Origin of the sequence: Brevundimonas sp., assembly GCF_035561115.1 — a bacterium.
GTDB lineage: Bacteria > Pseudomonadota > Alphaproteobacteria > Caulobacterales > Caulobacteraceae > Brevundimonas.
In genome coordinates this window covers 39450-53969 of the sequence record NZ_DATMYH010000089.1, presented here as the reverse complement: position 1 = coordinate 53969, position 14520 = coordinate 39450, and the positions used below count along the sequence as shown (strand labels likewise).

The window sequence follows — 14520 nt, the reverse complement described above, 5'->3', positions numbered from 1 at the left end:
CCCTCCCACTGCGTGGGGAGGAGACGGAGTGGCCGTGCGCTCAGGCGCTCTCAGCCTAGCCCCGCTCCAGACCCGCGAGGGCCTCCACGATGTCCTCGGCCTTCTTCGCCACCACGGCCTGGGCGTCATAGACGGCGCGGTTGTAGAAGAACGGTCCGATCTCGCGCCCCAGAAAGTCCAGCAGCATTTCGGCGGGCAGGGCGGCGAGGTCCGTCTCCAGCTCGTCGCGGAAATATGCCCTCAGCTTCGCCGTGATGTCGGCGGTCTCCTCGCGGCTGAACTGGATGGGTTTCATTTCAACTGACCTCCGCCAGGGCTTCCTCCGCCGCGACCCAGGCGGCTTCGGCGGCGTCGAGGTCGGACTGGGTTTTCGCCCGCGCGCGGGTCAGGCCCTCCAGCGCCTTGGGATTACTGACCGAGGCGTTGGCCATGTCGTCGTCGATGCGGGCGATCTCGGCGGTGAGCTGGCTCATCCGCTCCTCGGCCTTCTTCACTGCGTGACGCAAGGTCGAGGGGGAAGGGCCTGATTTCCTGTCGTTCTTCTTGCCCTTGCTGTTGAGCGCCGGCGCGGCGGCGGCCGTCTCGTCCTTGATCTGGCTCGGCTTGACCGCCGCCTGTTTGGCGCGGTCGAGGACGTATTTCGCATAGTCGTCCATGTCGCCGTCCCACGGCTTCACCGTTCCCTCGGCGGCCAGCCACAGGCGGTCGGCGACCATCTCCATCAGCGAGCGGTCGTGGGTGATCAGGATGACGGCGCCGGAATAGTCGTTCAGGGCGTCGAGCAGGGCGCGGCGGCTGTCGATGTCGAGGTGGTTGGTCGGTTCGTCGAGGATCAGGATGTGCGGCGCGTCCATGGCCACCTGGTTGAGCAGCAGGCGGGCGCGCTCGCCGCCGGACAGGCTGGCGACGGTGGTCTCCTGCTTCTCATAGCCCAGACCCCATTGCGCCAGCTTGGAGCGGCGGGCGCTCTCGGGGGCGTCGGGCATGGCGCGGCGGATGATCTCCAGCGGCGTGTCGGTCGGGTCCATGGCCTCGATCTGGTGCTGGTGGAACCAGCCGACGCGCATCTTGCGATCGCGATGCAGTTCCCCCTCGGACACGTTGAGCGCCCCGGCGATCATCTTGGCGAAGGTCGACTTGCCGGCGCCGTTGACGCCCAGCAGGCCGATGCGGTCGTCCAGGTCCATGCGCAGGTTGAGATTGCGCAGGATGGGCTTGCCCGGCTCATAGCCGACATTCGCGCGCTCCAGCCGGATCAGGGGCGGGGCCAGGGGGCGCGGCGGCGACGGCAGGATGAAGGGGGCGACGCGCTCCTCGATGGTGGTGGCCACGGGCTGCATCTTGGCCAGCCGCTTCATCCGCGACTGGGCCTGGGCGGCCTTGGAGGCCTTGGCCTTGAAGCGGTCGACGAAGGCCTGGAGGTGGGCGCGTTCGGCGTCCTGCTTGGCCTTGGCCGACATCTGCAGGCGGGCCTTTTCGGCGCGGGCCTTTTCGAACTGGTCGTAGTTGCCGGTGTAGAGCTCGAGCGTCCGGTTCGCGAGGTGCAGGATGTGGGTGCAGACCTCGTTCAGCATCTCGCGGTCGTGGGAGATGATCAGGGCGGTGTGCGGGTATTTCTTCAGCCGCGCCTCGAGCCACAGGGCGCCCTCGAGGTCGAGGTAGTTGGTCGGCTCGTCGAGCAGCAGCATGTCCGGCTCGGCGAACAGGGCGGCGGCGAGGGCGACGCGCATGCGCCAGCCGCCCGAGAACTCGGACATCGGCCGCTGCTGGTTCTCCTGGTCGAAGCCGAGGCCGACGAGGATTTCGGCGGCGCGGGCGGGGGCGGCGTCGGCGTCGATCTCGATCAGCCGGGTCCAGATCTCGCCCATCTCCTCGGGCTCGGCGGTTTCGAGCCGGCCCAGCAGGGTGTGACGTTCCTCATCGGCCTCGAGGATGGTTTCGAGCACGCTGACGGGGGTGGCGGGGTGCTCCTGATCGACCGAGCCGATGCGGGCGGTTTTCGGCAGGCTGATCTCGTCGCCGCCGGCGGCCAGTTCGCCGAGGATCAGCTTGAACAGGGTCGACTTGCCGATGCCGTTGCGGCCCACCAGCCCGACCTTGGCGCCGGGCGGCAGGGAGACGGAGGCGTCCTCGAGGAATTTGCGGCCCCAGGCGTTGAAGGTCAGGTCGGTGATCTGGAGCATGGCGAAGACGAGGGTCCGGTAGGCGAGGATGGCCCCCCGACAGGCGGTGAGCGACAGGGTGGAATGGGATCGTCCCTCAAGCAGCGAGCGGCCGCGCCGCGCGCATCAGGGACGCCTTGGAAAGGGCGGAGGGCGCGTCTATAAGCCCGCGACCCTCAATCTCCCAACAAGAAGTCACCTCCATGACCGAACGCACCTTCTCGATCATCAAGCCCGACGCCACGCGCCGCAACCTGACGGGCGCCATCAACGCCGTGATCGAGGCCGCCGGCCTGCGCATCGTCGCCCAGCGCCGCGTCAAGCTGACCGATGCGCAAGCCAAGAAATTCTACGAAGTCCACGCCGAGCGCCCGTTCTACGGCGAACTGGTCGGCCAGATGACCGCCGAGCCAGTCGTGGTGCAGGTGCTGGAAGGCGACAATGCCGTGGCCAAATACCGCGAGGTCATGGGCGCGACCAATCCGAAGGATGCCGCCGACGGTACGATCCGCAAGTCGTTCGCCCTGTCGATCGGGGAGAACTCGGTCCACGGTTCGGACTCGATCGAGAACGCCGGCATCGAGATCGCCCAGTTCTTCACCGACGACCAGATCGTCGGCTGAGCCGGGTTCACCCCGTCGTAGTCTGACCGGCGGCCGGTTCTCCTGACGGGGGGCCGGCCGCTTCGTTTTCCGGACCGTCCGACCGGCCGAGCGCCCGTCTGCGCGCCGCTTCGAAGGTCCGCACGAAGCGGACGCGTTTCAGCACCGGCTTGGGAACGGTCTGCAGCAGGGCGCGCAGGACGCCGTGTCCGGCTCCGACGATCAGCACCTCGTCGCCTTCGTCCAGCAGCCGCTTGAGCAGATCGCCCAGGGCGAAGGCGCCGGTGGGGTCGAGCAGCGGCACGTCCTCGAGCCGGAGGATGTAGATGCGCCTGCGCGCGCCGATCCGGTCCAGGGCGTCCTTGACCACGGCCGCGCTGCCGAAAAACAGCGGACCCCGGAACGTCAGGACGCCGATGTCGGCCGGAAGGCCCTGGTTGGGCGTATAGCGACCGCCCCGGCGGGACCCGAGGTCGTCCTCATCGCCCTCGATGATCGGCGGACCGCCCTCGATCGAGGCGAGGCCCGCCATGCGGTGCATGAAGATGAAGGCCGCCAGCACCATGCCGACCTCAATGGCGACGGTCAGATCGACCAGCACCGTCAGGCCGAAGGTGGCCAGCAGGACAGCGCGGTCGCCGTTGGAAGTGCGCAGGATCAGGCGGAAGCGGTGCGCCTCGGCCATGTTCAGCGCCACCACCACGAGGATGGCTGCAAGCGCCGCCATGGGGACCAGCTTCATCACCGGCGACAGCAGCAGCATGAACAGCAGCAGGAAGACCGCGTGCAGCATGCCGGCCACCGGCGAGCGGGCGCCGGAGCGGATGTTGGTCGCGGTGCGGGCGATGGCCCCGGTGGCCGGCAGGCCGCCGACCGCCGCCGAGGCGACATTGGCCACGCCCTGGGCCACCAGCTCGACGTTGGAGCGGTGGCGGCGACCGGTCATCTGGTCGCCGACCACCGCCGAGAGCAGGGATTCCACCCCGGCCAGCAGGGCGATGGTCAGGGCGCTGGGCAGCAGCTCCATGGCGTTGTCCCAGCGCCAGAAGGCGAGGCTGGGGACGGGCAGGCGGGCGTTCATCTCGCCGAAGCGCGAGCCGATGGTCTCGACCGGCCACTGGGTCAGGGCGACAACGCCGGCGGCCAGAACCGTGACGATGAGGAAGCCGGGCAGGCGCGGGGCATGGCGGCGCAGCAGCAGGATGGCGGCGACGCAGGCGGCGGACAGGCCGAAGGCCGGGAGGCTGAGCGTGTCGCGGACGGCCCACAGGGCCTGGAGCTTGGGGATCAGTTCGGCGGGGACGGCGGCGGCCTTGAGGCCGAGGATGTCCTTGATCTGGCTCGCCATGATGATGACGGCGATGCCGCTGGTGAAGCCGGTGGTGACGGGATCCGGGATGTATTTGATCAGGGTCCCGACGCGGGCCAGGCCAGCGACGATCAGTATGCCGCCGGCCATCAGGGTTGCCATCAGCAGGCCGTCGTAGCCGTATTTCGAGATGACCCCGTAGACGATGACCACGAAGGCGCCGGTGGGGCCGCCGATCTGGAACCGGCTGCCGCCGAGGGCCGAGATCAGGAAGCCGGCGACGACGGCCGTGATCAGCCCGACCTCGGGCGTCGCGCCGGAGGCGATGGCCAGGGCCATGGCGAGAGGCAGGGCGACCACCGCGACGGTCAGGCCGGCAAAGGTGTCGGCGCGGAAGTCCGTCGGGCCATAGCCCTGGCGCAGGACGGTGATCGTCTTGGGCAGGAACAGCTTCCAGTCGTTTCCCATGGCCGCTATTTCCCGCCGATCAGCCGGACGCCGCGGCCGACGCCCTGGCTGGGCGCGCCCTCGACGATCAGTTCGAGGCCCGCGTCCGAGAGCGCCGTCATCACCTTTTCGAGGCTGTCTACCACCGCCCGGACCGAGCCCTCGCAGGCCTCCATCCGCTGGATGGTCTGGGTCGACAGGCCCGACAGGCGGGCCAGCTCGCGCTGGTCGATTCCCAGCAGGGCTCGGGCGGCGCGGATCTGGGGGCCAGTGATCATCAAAACCTCTCTATTGATAGATCATATACCACACCAGAGAGATAGAGTCTCCGCCACAAGACCGGGCGCCGGGTTCTGGAGGTCCGGGCGCCGGAACCGCCGCCCTTCGCCGGGCGTTCTGTCCGGGCCCTCTCCCCAAGGAGCCTTGATATGAAACCGATTCTGAAACTCGCGCCGGTCTCCGCCGTGCTGACACTGCTGTCGGCCTGCGGCTCCACCATGGAACAGCGCGCCGCCACCGGCGCCATCGGCGGCGCCGTCGTCGGGCAGGCCATCGGCGGCAACACGGGCTCGACCGTCGCGGGCGCGGCTGCAGGCGCCGTCGCGGGCGCTGTCACCACGCCGCCGCGCCGCCGTCCGAACTAGGCGCGTCCGGCGAAATTGAAACGGCCCCGGCGATCGCTCGCCCGGGGCCGTCGTCGTTTGCGCCGCGCTGCCTACCAGATGCGGGCGCGCGCCTCCGGCGCGAGGTACTGGGCGTCGCCCGGCTCCACGCCGAAGGCGGCGTACCAGGCGTCGATGTTCCGCGGAGGCACGGCGGCCCGGTATTGCTCCGGCGCGTGGGGATCGACCGTCACCTGCTGGCGCAGCGACTCGTCGCGACGGTTCGAGCGCCACACCTGGGCCCAGCCGAGGAAGACCCGCTGGTCGCCCGTCAGGCCGTTGATGACCGGCGCCGGCTGGCCGTTCAGCGACATGTGATAGGCGTCCAGCGCCATCAGCAGGCCGCCCAGGTCGGCGATGTTCTCGCCCATGGTCAGGTCGCCGTTGACGGTCGCGCCCTCCAGCGGGCTGAGCGCCGAATACTGGGCCCCCAGGACGCGGGCCCGCTCCTCGAACCTGGCGGCGTCCTCGGCCGTCCACCAGTCGCGCAACACGCCGTCGCCGTCGACCTTGCGGCCCTGGTCGTCGAAGCCGTGGGTGATCTCGTGGCCGATCACTCCGCCGATGCCGCCGTAGTTGACCGCCGGGTCGGCGTTCGGATCGAAGAAGGGGGCCTGAAGGATGGCCGCCGGGAAGACGATCTCGTTGCGCGGCGGGTTGTAGTAGGCGTTCACCGTCTGGGGCGTCATGCCCCATTCCAGGGGATCGACCGGCCTGTTCAGCTTGCCCAGGTTCCAGGCCCATTCGAAGGCCGAGGACCGTTCGACGTTGCCGTACAGGTCGCCGGGGACGAGGCGCAGCCCGTCATAGCTGCGCCACTGGTCAGGATAGCCGATCTTCACCCCGAAGCGGCTCATCTTGTAGAGCGCCTGCTGTTTTGTCTCCGGGCTCATCCAGTCCAGGTTCTCCAGCCGCGCGGTCATGGCCAGGCGCAGATTGGCGACCAGGGCCTCCATCTGGGCCTTGGCCTCGGCCGGGAAGTGGCGCGCGACATATTCCTTGCCCAGGGCCTCGCCCAGACCGCCGTCCACCAGGGCCACGCCGCGCTTCCAGCGAGGACGGTTCTCCGGCTGTCCGCTCAGGGTCTTGCCGAAGAAGTCGAAATTGGCGTCGACGAAGGCCTTTGACAGATAGGGCGAGGCCTGGCGCACGACGTGGAAGGCCTGCCACGACTGCAGCGTCGGGATCGGCGTCCCGGCGAACACATTGGCCATGCCCGGGAAGGCGGTGTTGTTCGTGGCGATGACGGTCTGGTTGGCGGGGATGTCAGCGCCTCGCGCCCATGCGGCCCAGTCGAAGCCCGGCGCGGAGACGGCCAGTTCGGCCAGGGTGGTGGGATTGTAGATCTTGTCGATCTGCCGGCTCTCGACCTGGGTCCAGTGCTGTTCGGCGATCCGCGTCTCGAAGGCGACCACGTCGGCGGCGGCCTGTTCGGCGTTCGGCCAGCCGGCGAGGGTCAGGGCCGTGGCCACATGAGCCTGATAGGCCGCCTTCTGGGGCGCGAACCGCTCTTCCAGATAATAGTCGCGGTCCGGCAGGCCGAGGCCCCCCTGACTGAGATACAGGGCGTTGCGGTCGGGCGTCTTCAGGTCCTCGAAGATGCCGGCGCCGAACAGGGTGCTGCCGAAGCCCTTGTGCGTGCGGCCCATCAGTTCCGCGATCTCTTCACGGGTGTCGGCGGCGCGGACTTCGTCCAGGTCGGCCTGGAGCGGGCTGGCGCCGAGACGCTCGATCGTCGCCTCGTCCATGAAGCTGGCGTACCAGGCGCCGATGCGTTCCGCCTCCGGCGTCGAGGACGGACTGGCCGCGCTTTCCTCGATCAGGGCCTTGAGATTTTCCTGCGAGCGGTCGTTCAGCATGTGGAACATGCCGTAGGCCGACTTGTCCGCCGGGACCGGATGGGTGTCGAGATAGACGCCGTTGGCGAAGCGGTTGAAATCGACGCCCGGCCGCACGGCCGTGTCCATGCCGCCGGTGTCGAAACCGAATTCGCCAATCCGGGCCTGGGTCGCGGAGGGAATCTCCACGATCGGCGGCGCGGTCTGGGCCTGGGCGACGCCCGCGGCCAGAAGAAGGGCGGCGCCGGCGGCGCAGGCCATGAGGTTGAGTCTGGACATGAAGGCCCCCGTTTGAATTCGGGCCGCAAGCTGCCTCACGCCGTCGTCCCTGTCGCGGGGAAAGGCGGGATATTACGAACTTCTAATCCAGGCCCGGCAAAAGTCGGCGAGGGCGTGCGGATAGAGGCGATGTTCGGCCGCCAGCACCCGCTGCGCCAGCGAGCCCGGCGTGTCGTCGGCCAGCACGCGAACCGTCGCCCGGGCCAGCACCGGTCCCTCGTCCACCCCCTCGGTCACCAGATGAACCGAGCAGCCGGCCTCGGCGTCGCCCGCCGCGATGGCGCGGACATGGGTGTCCAGGCCGGGATATCTGGGCAGCAGGCTGGGGTGGATGTTCAGCATCCGCCCCGCCCAGCGCCCCACCAGCCACGGAGTCAGCAGTCGCATATAGCCGGCGAGGGCGACGACCTCGATGTCATGGGCGGTCAGGGCGACGTCGACGGCGCGTTCGTGCGCCTCGCGATCCTTGCCGAACGGCCGGTGATCCACGGCGGCTGTCGCGATCCCCTTGGCTTCGGCGACCGCCAGACCGCCGGCTTCAGGCTTGTTGGACAGGACCAGGGCGACCTCGAACGGCGCGCCGGCCTGCCGCCCGGCGTCGATCAGCGCCGCCATGTTGGAGCCGGCGCCCGAGATCAGGACGGCCACGCGAACGGGACCGGGACGGCGGTTCGACATCAGCGCGCCGGCGGGGCGGGGTCGCCGACCGAGACGAACGAGCCGGCGGGGCCCGGGAAGACGACCGGGCTTTCGTAGCCGTCGTCCGACACCGCCGAGACGCCGAAGAACCAGTCGTCGATGACGATGTCGCGCAGCACCAGCTCCGTCGCGGACCCGGCCCAGCGGCTGTGCGTCCACTGGGGGGCGGTGGTGGGGCGCCACCAGACGCGATAGCCCGCCGCGCCCGGCACGGCCTGCCATTTGATGGTGGTGTCGGGCTTGACCGCGCCCTCGATGGTCACGCCCAGCGGGGTGGCGGGAGCGTTGGCCAGGGCCGCCATGCTGACGATGTTGAGCCGCGCGACCTGACCGAGATAGCCGAAGTCGACGCCCTCGATGGTGTCGCCGTACTCCACGCCGTTTTCGGTGCGGAGATCCTGGTGCTGGCGGTCGTAGTTCTCGGCTCCTTCGGAGATGCGCACGGCCGGGAAGCCGTGGCGCAGCATCTCGACCTGGTCGCCGCCGCGCCCGTAGCGGTCGGTGCGGTAGATCATCTCGACGTCGAAATTGGCCAGGTAGCGGTCGGCGATCCCGTCGACGAAGCGCGCCAGGTTGCGGGAGGAAGAGTCGACCTCGCCGCCGTTGTAGCGCCGGCGCTCTTCCTGGGCTTCGGTCTCGACGGTCTTGGTCCCCTCGGAGAAGACGCGGACGCGGGTGGTGTCGCGCACGCCGGACTGGCCTTCGGAATTGCCGACGATGTCGTTATTCAGATTGGCCTCGACCCGCCAGCCCTGGGCCTGGGCGTAGTCGGCCAGGATCTTGCCGCCCAGCAGACCCTGTTCCTCGCCGGACAGGGCGGCGAAGACGAGGGTCGCATCAAATTTGTGTTTCGACAGCACCCGCGCCGCCTCAAGCACCGCGGCGACGCCGGAAGCGTCGTCATTGGCTCCGGGGGCGTCGGCGGTGAAGTTCATCACGTCGGTGACGCGCGAATCGATATGGCCGGAGATGATGATGACGCGGTTCGGATCACCCGTGCCGCGCTGGATGGCGACGATGTCGACCACCTCGGTCGGGGTCGGCACCCGCGGACCGGTGACGGTGTCCGAAGGGGTGACGACGGTCAGGCAGCCGCCGCAATCCCGGCTGATGGCCTCGAACCGTCCTTGCGCCCAGCGCCGCGCCGCGCCGATGCCGCGCGTGTCCGACTGCGTTTCGGACAGGGTGTGACGGGTGCCGAAGCCGACCAGGGCCTCGATATCAGCCCGCATCCGCTCCGGCTGGACGTCGCCCGCCAGACGATGGAGCAGCGCCTGTTCCTGGATGGCGGTCCGGGCCGAAGCGCCTGTCGCGGACAGCAGCATCAGTCCGGTCAGGGCGACAGAAAGCACACGCATCGGCGACCTCGTTTGCTGGGAAGGCGCGGACCTTGCCGGGCCCTCACCTTCGGGTCAACGGCGCAGGATCAGACCGTTTCCAGCTGGCCGCAGACGAAGGCGACTTCTCCCGCATTCAGCAAGGCGGCGAGAACGGGCTCGGCGTTTTCGGGCGCGACCACCAGAATGAAGCCGACGCCGCAGTTGAAGGTCCGGCGCAGCTCATGATCCGAGATGCCGCCGACCTCGCCCAGCCACTGGAACACGTGCGGCACGGGCCAGGCGTCCCAGTCGAAGCTGGCCTGCAGGCCGTCGGCGATGCAGCGCGGCGGATTTTCGATCAGGCCGCCGCCGGTGATGTGCGCCGCGCCCTTGATCAGCCCCGCCTTCATCAGCGGCAGCACCGGCTTCACATAGATGCGCGTCGGCTCCATCAGCGCCTGCGCCAGGGTGCGGTCCCTGGCGAAGGGGGCGTCGTCGCCCCACGACAGACCGGACTTCTCGACCACCTTGCGGATCAGCGAATAGCCGTTCGAGTGCGGACCGGACGAGGCCAGGCCGATGATGATGTCGCCCGCCGCCTGCCGGTCCAGATACGGCAGGGCGTGCCCGCGTTCGACCGCGCCCAGCGAGAAGCCGGCCAGGTCGTAGTCGCCGCCCTGGTACATGCCCGGCATCTCGGCCGTTTCGCCGCCCACAAGGGCGCAGCCGGCCTGACGGCAGCCTTCGGCGATGCCGGCGACGACGCGTCTGGCGGCGTCGATCTCGAGCTTGCCGGTGGCATAGTAGTCGAGAAACAACAGCGGCTCGGCGCCCTGGGCCAGCAGATCGTTGACGCACATGGCGACCAGATCGACCCCGACGCCGTCATGGCGGCCCGTCTCGATGGCGATCTTCAGCTTGGTGCCCACGCCGTCGGTGGTGGCGACGATCAGCGGGTCCTCGAAACCGGCGGCCTTGAGATCGAACAGCGCCCCGAATCCCCCCAGCGAGGCCTCGGCGCCGGGGCGGCGGGTCGATTTCGCCAGCGGCTTGATCGCGTCGACCAGCATCTCGCCGGCGTCGATGTCCACGCCCGCATCCGCATAGGTCAGGCCGTTCCTGAGGCCGTCTTTCCGGGAATCGGAGGTGTCGCTCATCGGTCACGGGCCTGAATCAGTGGGAGGTTTTCTGCGGCGGCTCTTGCCACAACCCTGTCGCGCGGGGCTATAGCATCCGAATGACGCCGATCACCACCACCGAGGCGCTTCGCGATTTCTGCAAGCTCCTGGCCGACCAGCCCTTCATCACCGTCGACACCGAGTTCATGCGGGAGACGACCTACTGGCCGCGCCTGTGCCTGATCCAGGCGGCGTCGGCCACGGACGCGGCCATCATCGATCCCATGGCCGAGGGTCTGGACCTCGAGCCCTTCCTCGACCTGCTGCGCGATCCGAAGATCATCAAGGTCTTCCACGCCGCGCGTCAGGACACGGAAATCTTCGTCAAACTGGGCGCCATGCCCAGGCCGATGTTCGACACCCAGGTCGCCGCCATGGCCGCGGGCTTCGGCGATCAGGTCTCCTATGAGGCGCTGGTCCGTCAGATGCTGCGCCAGGAAGTTGACAAGGGCAGCCGCTTCACCGACTGGGCCCGCCGGCCGCTGTCGGACGCGCAGCTGATCTATGCGCTGGGCGACGTCACCCACCTCGCGGCCCTGTATCCGAAGCTGCGCGACCGGCTGCAGAAGGAGGGTCGTCTGGACTGGGTCATGGCCGAGATGGAGGATCTGACCGATCCGGCCCTCTATGACACCGATCCGGACAAGGCCTGGAAGCGGCTGAAGCCCAAGAAATTCTCGGCCAGATACCTGTCGGCCTTCGTCGCCACCGCCGTCTGGCGCGAGCGCACGGCGCAGGAGCGCGACCAGCCGCGCGGCCGCATCCTCAAGGACGAGGCCATCGACGAGATCGCGGCCCAGGGTCCGACCGACCCCGACGCCTTCAACCGACTGCGTTCCGTGCCCAAGGGCTTCGGCGCCTCGCGACTGGGCGTCGAATTGTCGGCCGAGTTGAAGCGGGTGCTGGCCGATCCCGAGGCCTTCGCACCCAAGCTGGAACGTCCGGCCCACAACCAGCCGGCGCCGCCTTCGGTGGTTGAACTGCTGAAGGTGCTGCTGAAGGCCAAGAGCGACAACGCCGGGGTGGCGACCAAGCTGCTGGCCAATGTCGCCGACCTGGAAAAGATCGCCCTGGACGACGAGGCCGACGTCGACGCCCTGAAGGGCTGGCGCCGTCAGCTGTTCGGCGAGGACGCGCTGAAGCTCAAGCGCGGCGAGATCGCCCTGGTCCTGAACGGGGCCCGGGTCGAGGTGGTGGAGATCGAATAGTCAGGCCGTCAGGGCGGCGATCTCGCGGGACAGATTGGCCCGCGCCGGCGCTTCGAACCGTTCGGCCCAGACCGGATCCGCGAACAGCCGCCCGCTTTCGAGGAAGCGACCCAGGACCGCCGCGCGTCCCGCCCGGTACAGGGGCTCGGGCACATGTCCGTATTCGTAGCGAATGGCGGCGGCGTAGGCGTCATAACGCTCGGGCGACGCGCCGAGGATCGACAGGTCGATGGAGACGAGCCGCGCGCCGATGGCGTCGTCAGGGGCCACTGAATGGCCCGCGGTCAGCAGGATCAGGCGGCTGACCTCGTGAATGAAGGCTTGTTCGGCGCCTGCCGCCGACAGCCGCTCGACCGCCAGCTTCGCGCTTTCGGCCTCGTTGTCGTGCCGTGTCGCGTCATAGATCGCGTCGTGAAACCAGATGGCGGCGTCCATCAGGCTGCGGTCTTCATCCGAGAAATCCGTCGAAGCCGCGACCTGGGCCAGACAGTCCTCGATGTGCGTCATCGTGTGGTAGCGCCGGTGCGGCTCGCCGTAGCGCGTGATCAGCTCATCGCGAACCGCACCGGAGATCATGTGGTCAGGCCACCGTCGCCTTGACGATCTTGCCCGGTGAACGGGGCGGTTCGCCCTTGGGCAGGGCGTCGACGTTGTCCATGCCTTCGATGACCTCGCCCCAGACGGTGTACTGGCCGTCGAGGAAGGAGGCGTCGTCCAGGCAGATGAAGAACTGGCTGTTGGCGCTGTTGGGATCCGAGGTGCGGGCCATGGAGCAGACGCCGCGGGCGTGGCGTTCTTTCGAGAACTCCGCCTTCAGGTTCGGCTTGCTCGAGCCCGAGGTCCCGGTGCCGGTCGGATCGCCGCCCTGGGCCATGAAGCCCGGAATGACGCGGTGGAAGACGACGCCGTCATAGAAGCCTTCCTTCGACAGTTCGGTGATGCGGGCGACGTGGCCGGGGGCCAGGTCGGGGCGCAGCTTGATGACGACGTCGCGGTCGACGCCGTCGCCGGTGTCGAGGGTGAAGGTCAGGGTTTCGTCGGCCATCGGGCGCGCTCCTTGTGAATTGTCGCGGGTGCATAGCCCGCAATCCCGTCGGGGGCTATGTGGATGCGATGAGCGACGAAGAAAAGCCCGCAGAACGCAGACGGATGGTGCGACCGCCCTCGGGCGGGACCGCGGCCGGCCGCGGCATGGGCACCAAGATGAAGACGGCGGACACCAAGTCGATGTCCAGTCAGCAGTGGATCAAACGCCAGCTCTCCGACAAATGGTCCGAGAGGGCCCGCGCCGAGGGCTGGCGCAGCCGGGCGGCGTTCAAGCTGCTTGAGATCGACGATCGGTTTCACCTGATCAAACACGGCAGCCGGGTCATCGACCTGGGCGCCGCGCCGGGCGGCTGGGCCCAGGTGGCGGTCAAGCGCGGCGCTACCTCTGTGGTCGGCGTCGACCTGCTGCCGGTCGAGCCGGTGCCCGGCGCCATCATGATCCAGGCCGACTTCACCCATCCGGGCGTCGATCAGCAGATGATGGACCTGCTGGGCGGGGCGCCCGATCTGGTCCTGTCCGACATGGCCCACAACACCGTCGGCCACCGCCAGACCGATCACCTGAAGATCATCGCCCTGATCGAGATCGCCGCCGACTTCGCCCTGCGGACCCTGCGGCCGGGCGGGCATTTCGTGTCCAAGAATTTCCAGGGCGGCGACGCCGGCGGCGTTCTGGCGCGGCTGCGCGCCGGGTTCGAGACGGTCAAATATGTCAAGCCTGCCTCCAGCCGGAAGGACAGCGCCGAGGTCTTCCTCGTGGCGCTGAACAAGCGATGAGCCTGGTCGCGGCCCTGCTGTCCGTCGCCCTTCAGGCGGCGCCCGAGCGGGAAACCCGCGTTCCGGTCGCCGATCTGCTGGGCCAGACGCCGGGCCAGGTGGCGGCCGCTCTCGGCGCAGCGCCTGATCCCGTCGCGGCGGACGCCTTCCGCATCGCGGAGGGCGGACGCGCCGTCGAGATCTATCCGGCGATGCGCTTCTGGCGGGTCGCGCCGGCGGGCGAAAGCTGCGTCACGGGGTTCCCCGAGGTTTCCGATCCCGACAATGTCGAGGGCCGGCCGCGCACCCGGCTCGCGCGGCGGAACAGAGGCTATCTGGTGTTCGAGAACGGCCGTCTTGCCGGCGTTCATCCCGAGCCCCTGCGATCCGGCGGGACGGATCGGGCGACCCGCGAGAGCCTGGAGGCGTTCGGTCGGGCACGGTCACTCCAGTCGCCATGGCTGGCGGCGCCGGGGCGCCTGCCGGCCTCCGACGGCCTCGGCGTCCTGGATCGCCTGCCCACGGCGCCGGCAGATCTTTCGGTGGCCAGCCTCTGCGGCCCGCTTCCGAACCGTCCCCCGGTCCGCAGCGGCGACATCGGCACCGACATCATCTGGGCCATGATCGGCCTGCCGTTCCTCGTCGCCGTGCCTTTCCAACGCTCGGAGGCCGCGCGCGCGGACCGCGAGGGCGGCGCCCTGCTGGCCTCGGTCGAGCCCGGCTCGGTCCTGCCGCAGGACGTGGACGCCTTTGCGGCGGGGACGAAGGGGGTCCGGGTCTATCGCGATCCCGCCGATCCCGGTTTCGCCATCGTCGCCGTCAAACTGGGTCCGGGCCATAGCAACGGCTCGGACATCGGCCTGCTGGGCGTCCGCGGCGACCGGGTGGTGTGGGAAACCGAGCGGTTTCCGGCCCAGGTGCTGGGTCTGCGCGGCCTCATGTGCCGGGACTCCGGGGGACGGGCGGGCAGGGTCCGGCCGGGCTGTTCGACGACCGGCTTCCTGGAGCCCTGAG

At 69.0% G+C, this 14520-nt stretch carries 15 protein-coding genes; 5 read left to right on the top strand and 10 right to left on the bottom strand.

The window, feature by feature from the left end:
* Positions 1 to 55: 55 nt before the first annotated feature.
* On the bottom strand, positions 56 to 295 hold the full coding sequence (locus tag VN378_RS11720) for a DUF2164 domain-containing protein (RefSeq protein ID WP_325743757.1): 240 nt from the start codon (positions 293 to 295) through the stop codon (positions 56 to 58).
* Between the two features lies 1 nt (position 296).
* Positions 297 to 2183 (bottom strand): ABC-F family ATP-binding cassette domain-containing protein, encoded by a 1887-nt coding sequence (locus VN378_RS11715; protein ID WP_325743756.1) that lies wholly within the window; start codon positions 2181 to 2183, stop codon positions 297 to 299.
* A gap of 182 nt (positions 2184 to 2365) precedes the next feature.
* On the opposite strand from VN378_RS11715, the gene ndk reads away from it, so the two are divergent.
* The gene (ndk, locus tag VN378_RS11710) at positions 2366 to 2785 is read left to right on the top strand and encodes a nucleoside-diphosphate kinase (RefSeq protein WP_325743755.1); all 420 of its coding nucleotides are present in this window, start codon (positions 2366 to 2368) and stop codon (positions 2783 to 2785) included.
* 7 nt (positions 2786 to 2792) lie between these two features.
* Here the strand turns inward: ndk and VN378_RS11705 are convergent, their stop codons facing one another.
* Entirely contained in the window at positions 2793 to 4541 is a 1749-nt protein-coding gene (locus tag VN378_RS11705) for a SulP family inorganic anion transporter (RefSeq protein WP_325743754.1), read from the bottom strand.
* 5 nt (positions 4542 to 4546) lie between these two features.
* Positions 4547 to 4798 carry a helix-turn-helix transcriptional regulator gene (locus VN378_RS11700; RefSeq protein WP_325743753.1) on the bottom strand — a complete coding sequence of 84 codons (252 nt, stop codon included), beginning with the start codon at positions 4796 to 4798 and terminating at the stop codon, positions 4547 to 4549.
* A gap of 150 nt (positions 4799 to 4948) precedes the next feature.
* Between VN378_RS11700 and VN378_RS11695 the strand changes: the two genes are divergently transcribed.
* The gene (locus tag VN378_RS11695; protein ID WP_325743752.1) at positions 4949 to 5164 is read left to right on the top strand and encodes a glycine zipper 2TM domain-containing protein; all 216 of its coding nucleotides are present in this window, start codon (positions 4949 to 4951) and stop codon (positions 5162 to 5164) included.
* 71 nt (positions 5165 to 5235) lie between these two features.
* On the opposite strand, the gene VN378_RS11690 is transcribed toward VN378_RS11695, so the two are convergent.
* From VN378_RS11690 to purM, 4 genes are all read right to left on the bottom strand, one after another.
* Positions 5236 to 7299 (bottom strand): M13 family metallopeptidase, encoded by a 2064-nt coding sequence (locus VN378_RS11690; RefSeq protein WP_325743751.1) that lies wholly within the window; start codon positions 7297 to 7299, stop codon positions 5236 to 5238.
* Positions 7300 to 7371: 72 nt separating this feature from the next.
* Positions 7372 to 7977: a phosphoribosylglycinamide formyltransferase gene (gene purN / locus VN378_RS11685; protein WP_325743750.1), complete on the bottom strand. Its 606-nt coding sequence runs from the start codon at positions 7975 to 7977 to the stop codon at positions 7372 to 7374.
* Complete coding sequence (locus tag VN378_RS11680; RefSeq protein WP_325743749.1) at positions 7977 to 9356, bottom strand: M20/M25/M40 family metallo-hydrolase; 1380 nt, start codon at positions 9354 to 9356, stop codon at positions 7977 to 7979. Before VN378_RS11680 ends, purN begins: the two co-directional genes overlap by 1 nt.
* A gap of 68 nt (positions 9357 to 9424) precedes the next feature.
* Entirely contained in the window at positions 9425 to 10474 is a 1050-nt protein-coding gene (purM, locus tag VN378_RS11675; protein WP_325743748.1) for a phosphoribosylformylglycinamidine cyclo-ligase, read from the bottom strand.
* Positions 10475 to 10554: 80 nt separating this feature from the next.
* Here purM and rnd point away from each other — a divergent pair, with 80 nt between their 5' ends.
* Positions 10555 to 11703: a ribonuclease D gene (gene rnd / locus VN378_RS11670; protein WP_325743747.1), complete on the top strand. Its 1149-nt coding sequence runs from the start codon at positions 10555 to 10557 to the stop codon at positions 11701 to 11703.
* Here the strand turns inward: rnd and VN378_RS11665 are convergent, their stop codons facing one another.
* Positions 11704 to 12279, bottom strand: a complete 576-nt coding sequence (locus VN378_RS11665) for a phosphohydrolase (RefSeq protein ID WP_325743746.1) — start codon at positions 12277 to 12279, stop codon at positions 11704 to 11706.
* A 4-nt stretch (positions 12280 to 12283) separates the two neighbouring features.
* On the bottom strand, positions 12284 to 12748 hold the full coding sequence (locus VN378_RS11660) for a peptidylprolyl isomerase (protein WP_325743745.1): 465 nt from the start codon (positions 12746 to 12748) through the stop codon (positions 12284 to 12286).
* Positions 12749 to 12816: 68 nt separating this feature from the next.
* Between VN378_RS11660 and VN378_RS11655 the strand changes: the two genes are divergently transcribed.
* Both VN378_RS11655 and VN378_RS11650 read left to right on the top strand, forming a co-directional pair.
* The gene (locus tag VN378_RS11655) at positions 12817 to 13527 is read left to right on the top strand and encodes an RlmE family RNA methyltransferase (protein ID WP_325743744.1); all 711 of its coding nucleotides are present in this window, start codon (positions 12817 to 12819) and stop codon (positions 13525 to 13527) included.
* Positions 13524 to 14519: a hypothetical protein gene (locus VN378_RS11650; protein WP_325743743.1), complete on the top strand. Its 996-nt coding sequence runs from the start codon at positions 13524 to 13526 to the stop codon at positions 14517 to 14519. Before VN378_RS11655 ends, VN378_RS11650 begins: the two co-directional genes overlap by 4 nt.
* Position 14520 lies beyond the last annotated feature (1 nt).

What these genes read in the sequence shown, in the direction of transcription:
- purN (WP_325743750.1), bottom strand. Translation starts at nt 7,977, where the DNA reads ATGTCGAACCGCCGTCCCGGTCCCGTTCGCGTGGCCGTCCTGATCTCG.
- VN378_RS11690 (WP_325743751.1), bottom strand. Translation starts at nt 7,299, where the DNA reads ATGTCCAGACTCAACCTCATGGCCTGCGCCGCCGGCGCCGCCCTTCTT.
- rnd (WP_325743747.1), top strand. Translation starts at nt 10,555, where the DNA reads ATGACGCCGATCACCACCACCGAGGCGCTTCGCGATTTCTGCAAGCTC.
- VN378_RS11680 (WP_325743749.1), bottom strand. Translation starts at nt 9,356, where the DNA reads ATGCGTGTGCTTTCTGTCGCCCTGACCGGACTGATGCTGCTGTCCGCG.
- VN378_RS11650 (WP_325743743.1), top strand. Translation starts at nt 13,524, where the DNA reads ATGAGCCTGGTCGCGGCCCTGCTGTCCGTCGCCCTTCAGGCGGCGCCC.
- VN378_RS11715 (WP_325743756.1), bottom strand. Translation starts at nt 2,183, where the DNA reads ATGCTCCAGATCACCGACCTGACCTTCAACGCCTGGGGCCGCAAATTC.
- VN378_RS11695 (WP_325743752.1), top strand. Translation starts at nt 4,949, where the DNA reads ATGAAACCGATTCTGAAACTCGCGCCGGTCTCCGCCGTGCTGACACTG.
- purM (WP_325743748.1), bottom strand. Translation starts at nt 10,474, where the DNA reads ATGAGCGACACCTCCGATTCCCGGAAAGACGGCCTCAGGAACGGCCTG.
- VN378_RS11700 (WP_325743753.1), bottom strand. Translation starts at nt 4,798, where the DNA reads ATGATCACTGGCCCCCAGATCCGCGCCGCCCGAGCCCTGCTGGGAATC.
- VN378_RS11705 (WP_325743754.1), bottom strand. Translation starts at nt 4,541, where the DNA reads ATGGGAAACGACTGGAAGCTGTTCCTGCCCAAGACGATCACCGTCCTG.
- VN378_RS11660 (WP_325743745.1), bottom strand. Translation starts at nt 12,748, where the DNA reads ATGGCCGACGAAACCCTGACCTTCACCCTCGACACCGGCGACGGCGTC.
- VN378_RS11720 (WP_325743757.1), bottom strand. Translation starts at nt 295, where the DNA reads ATGAAACCCATCCAGTTCAGCCGCGAGGAGACCGCCGACATCACGGCG.
- VN378_RS11665 (WP_325743746.1), bottom strand. Translation starts at nt 12,279, where the DNA reads ATGATCTCCGGTGCGGTTCGCGATGAGCTGATCACGCGCTACGGCGAG.
- ndk (WP_325743755.1), top strand. Translation starts at nt 2,366, where the DNA reads ATGACCGAACGCACCTTCTCGATCATCAAGCCCGACGCCACGCGCCGC.
- VN378_RS11655 (WP_325743744.1), top strand. Translation starts at nt 12,817, where the DNA reads ATGAGCGACGAAGAAAAGCCCGCAGAACGCAGACGGATGGTGCGACCG.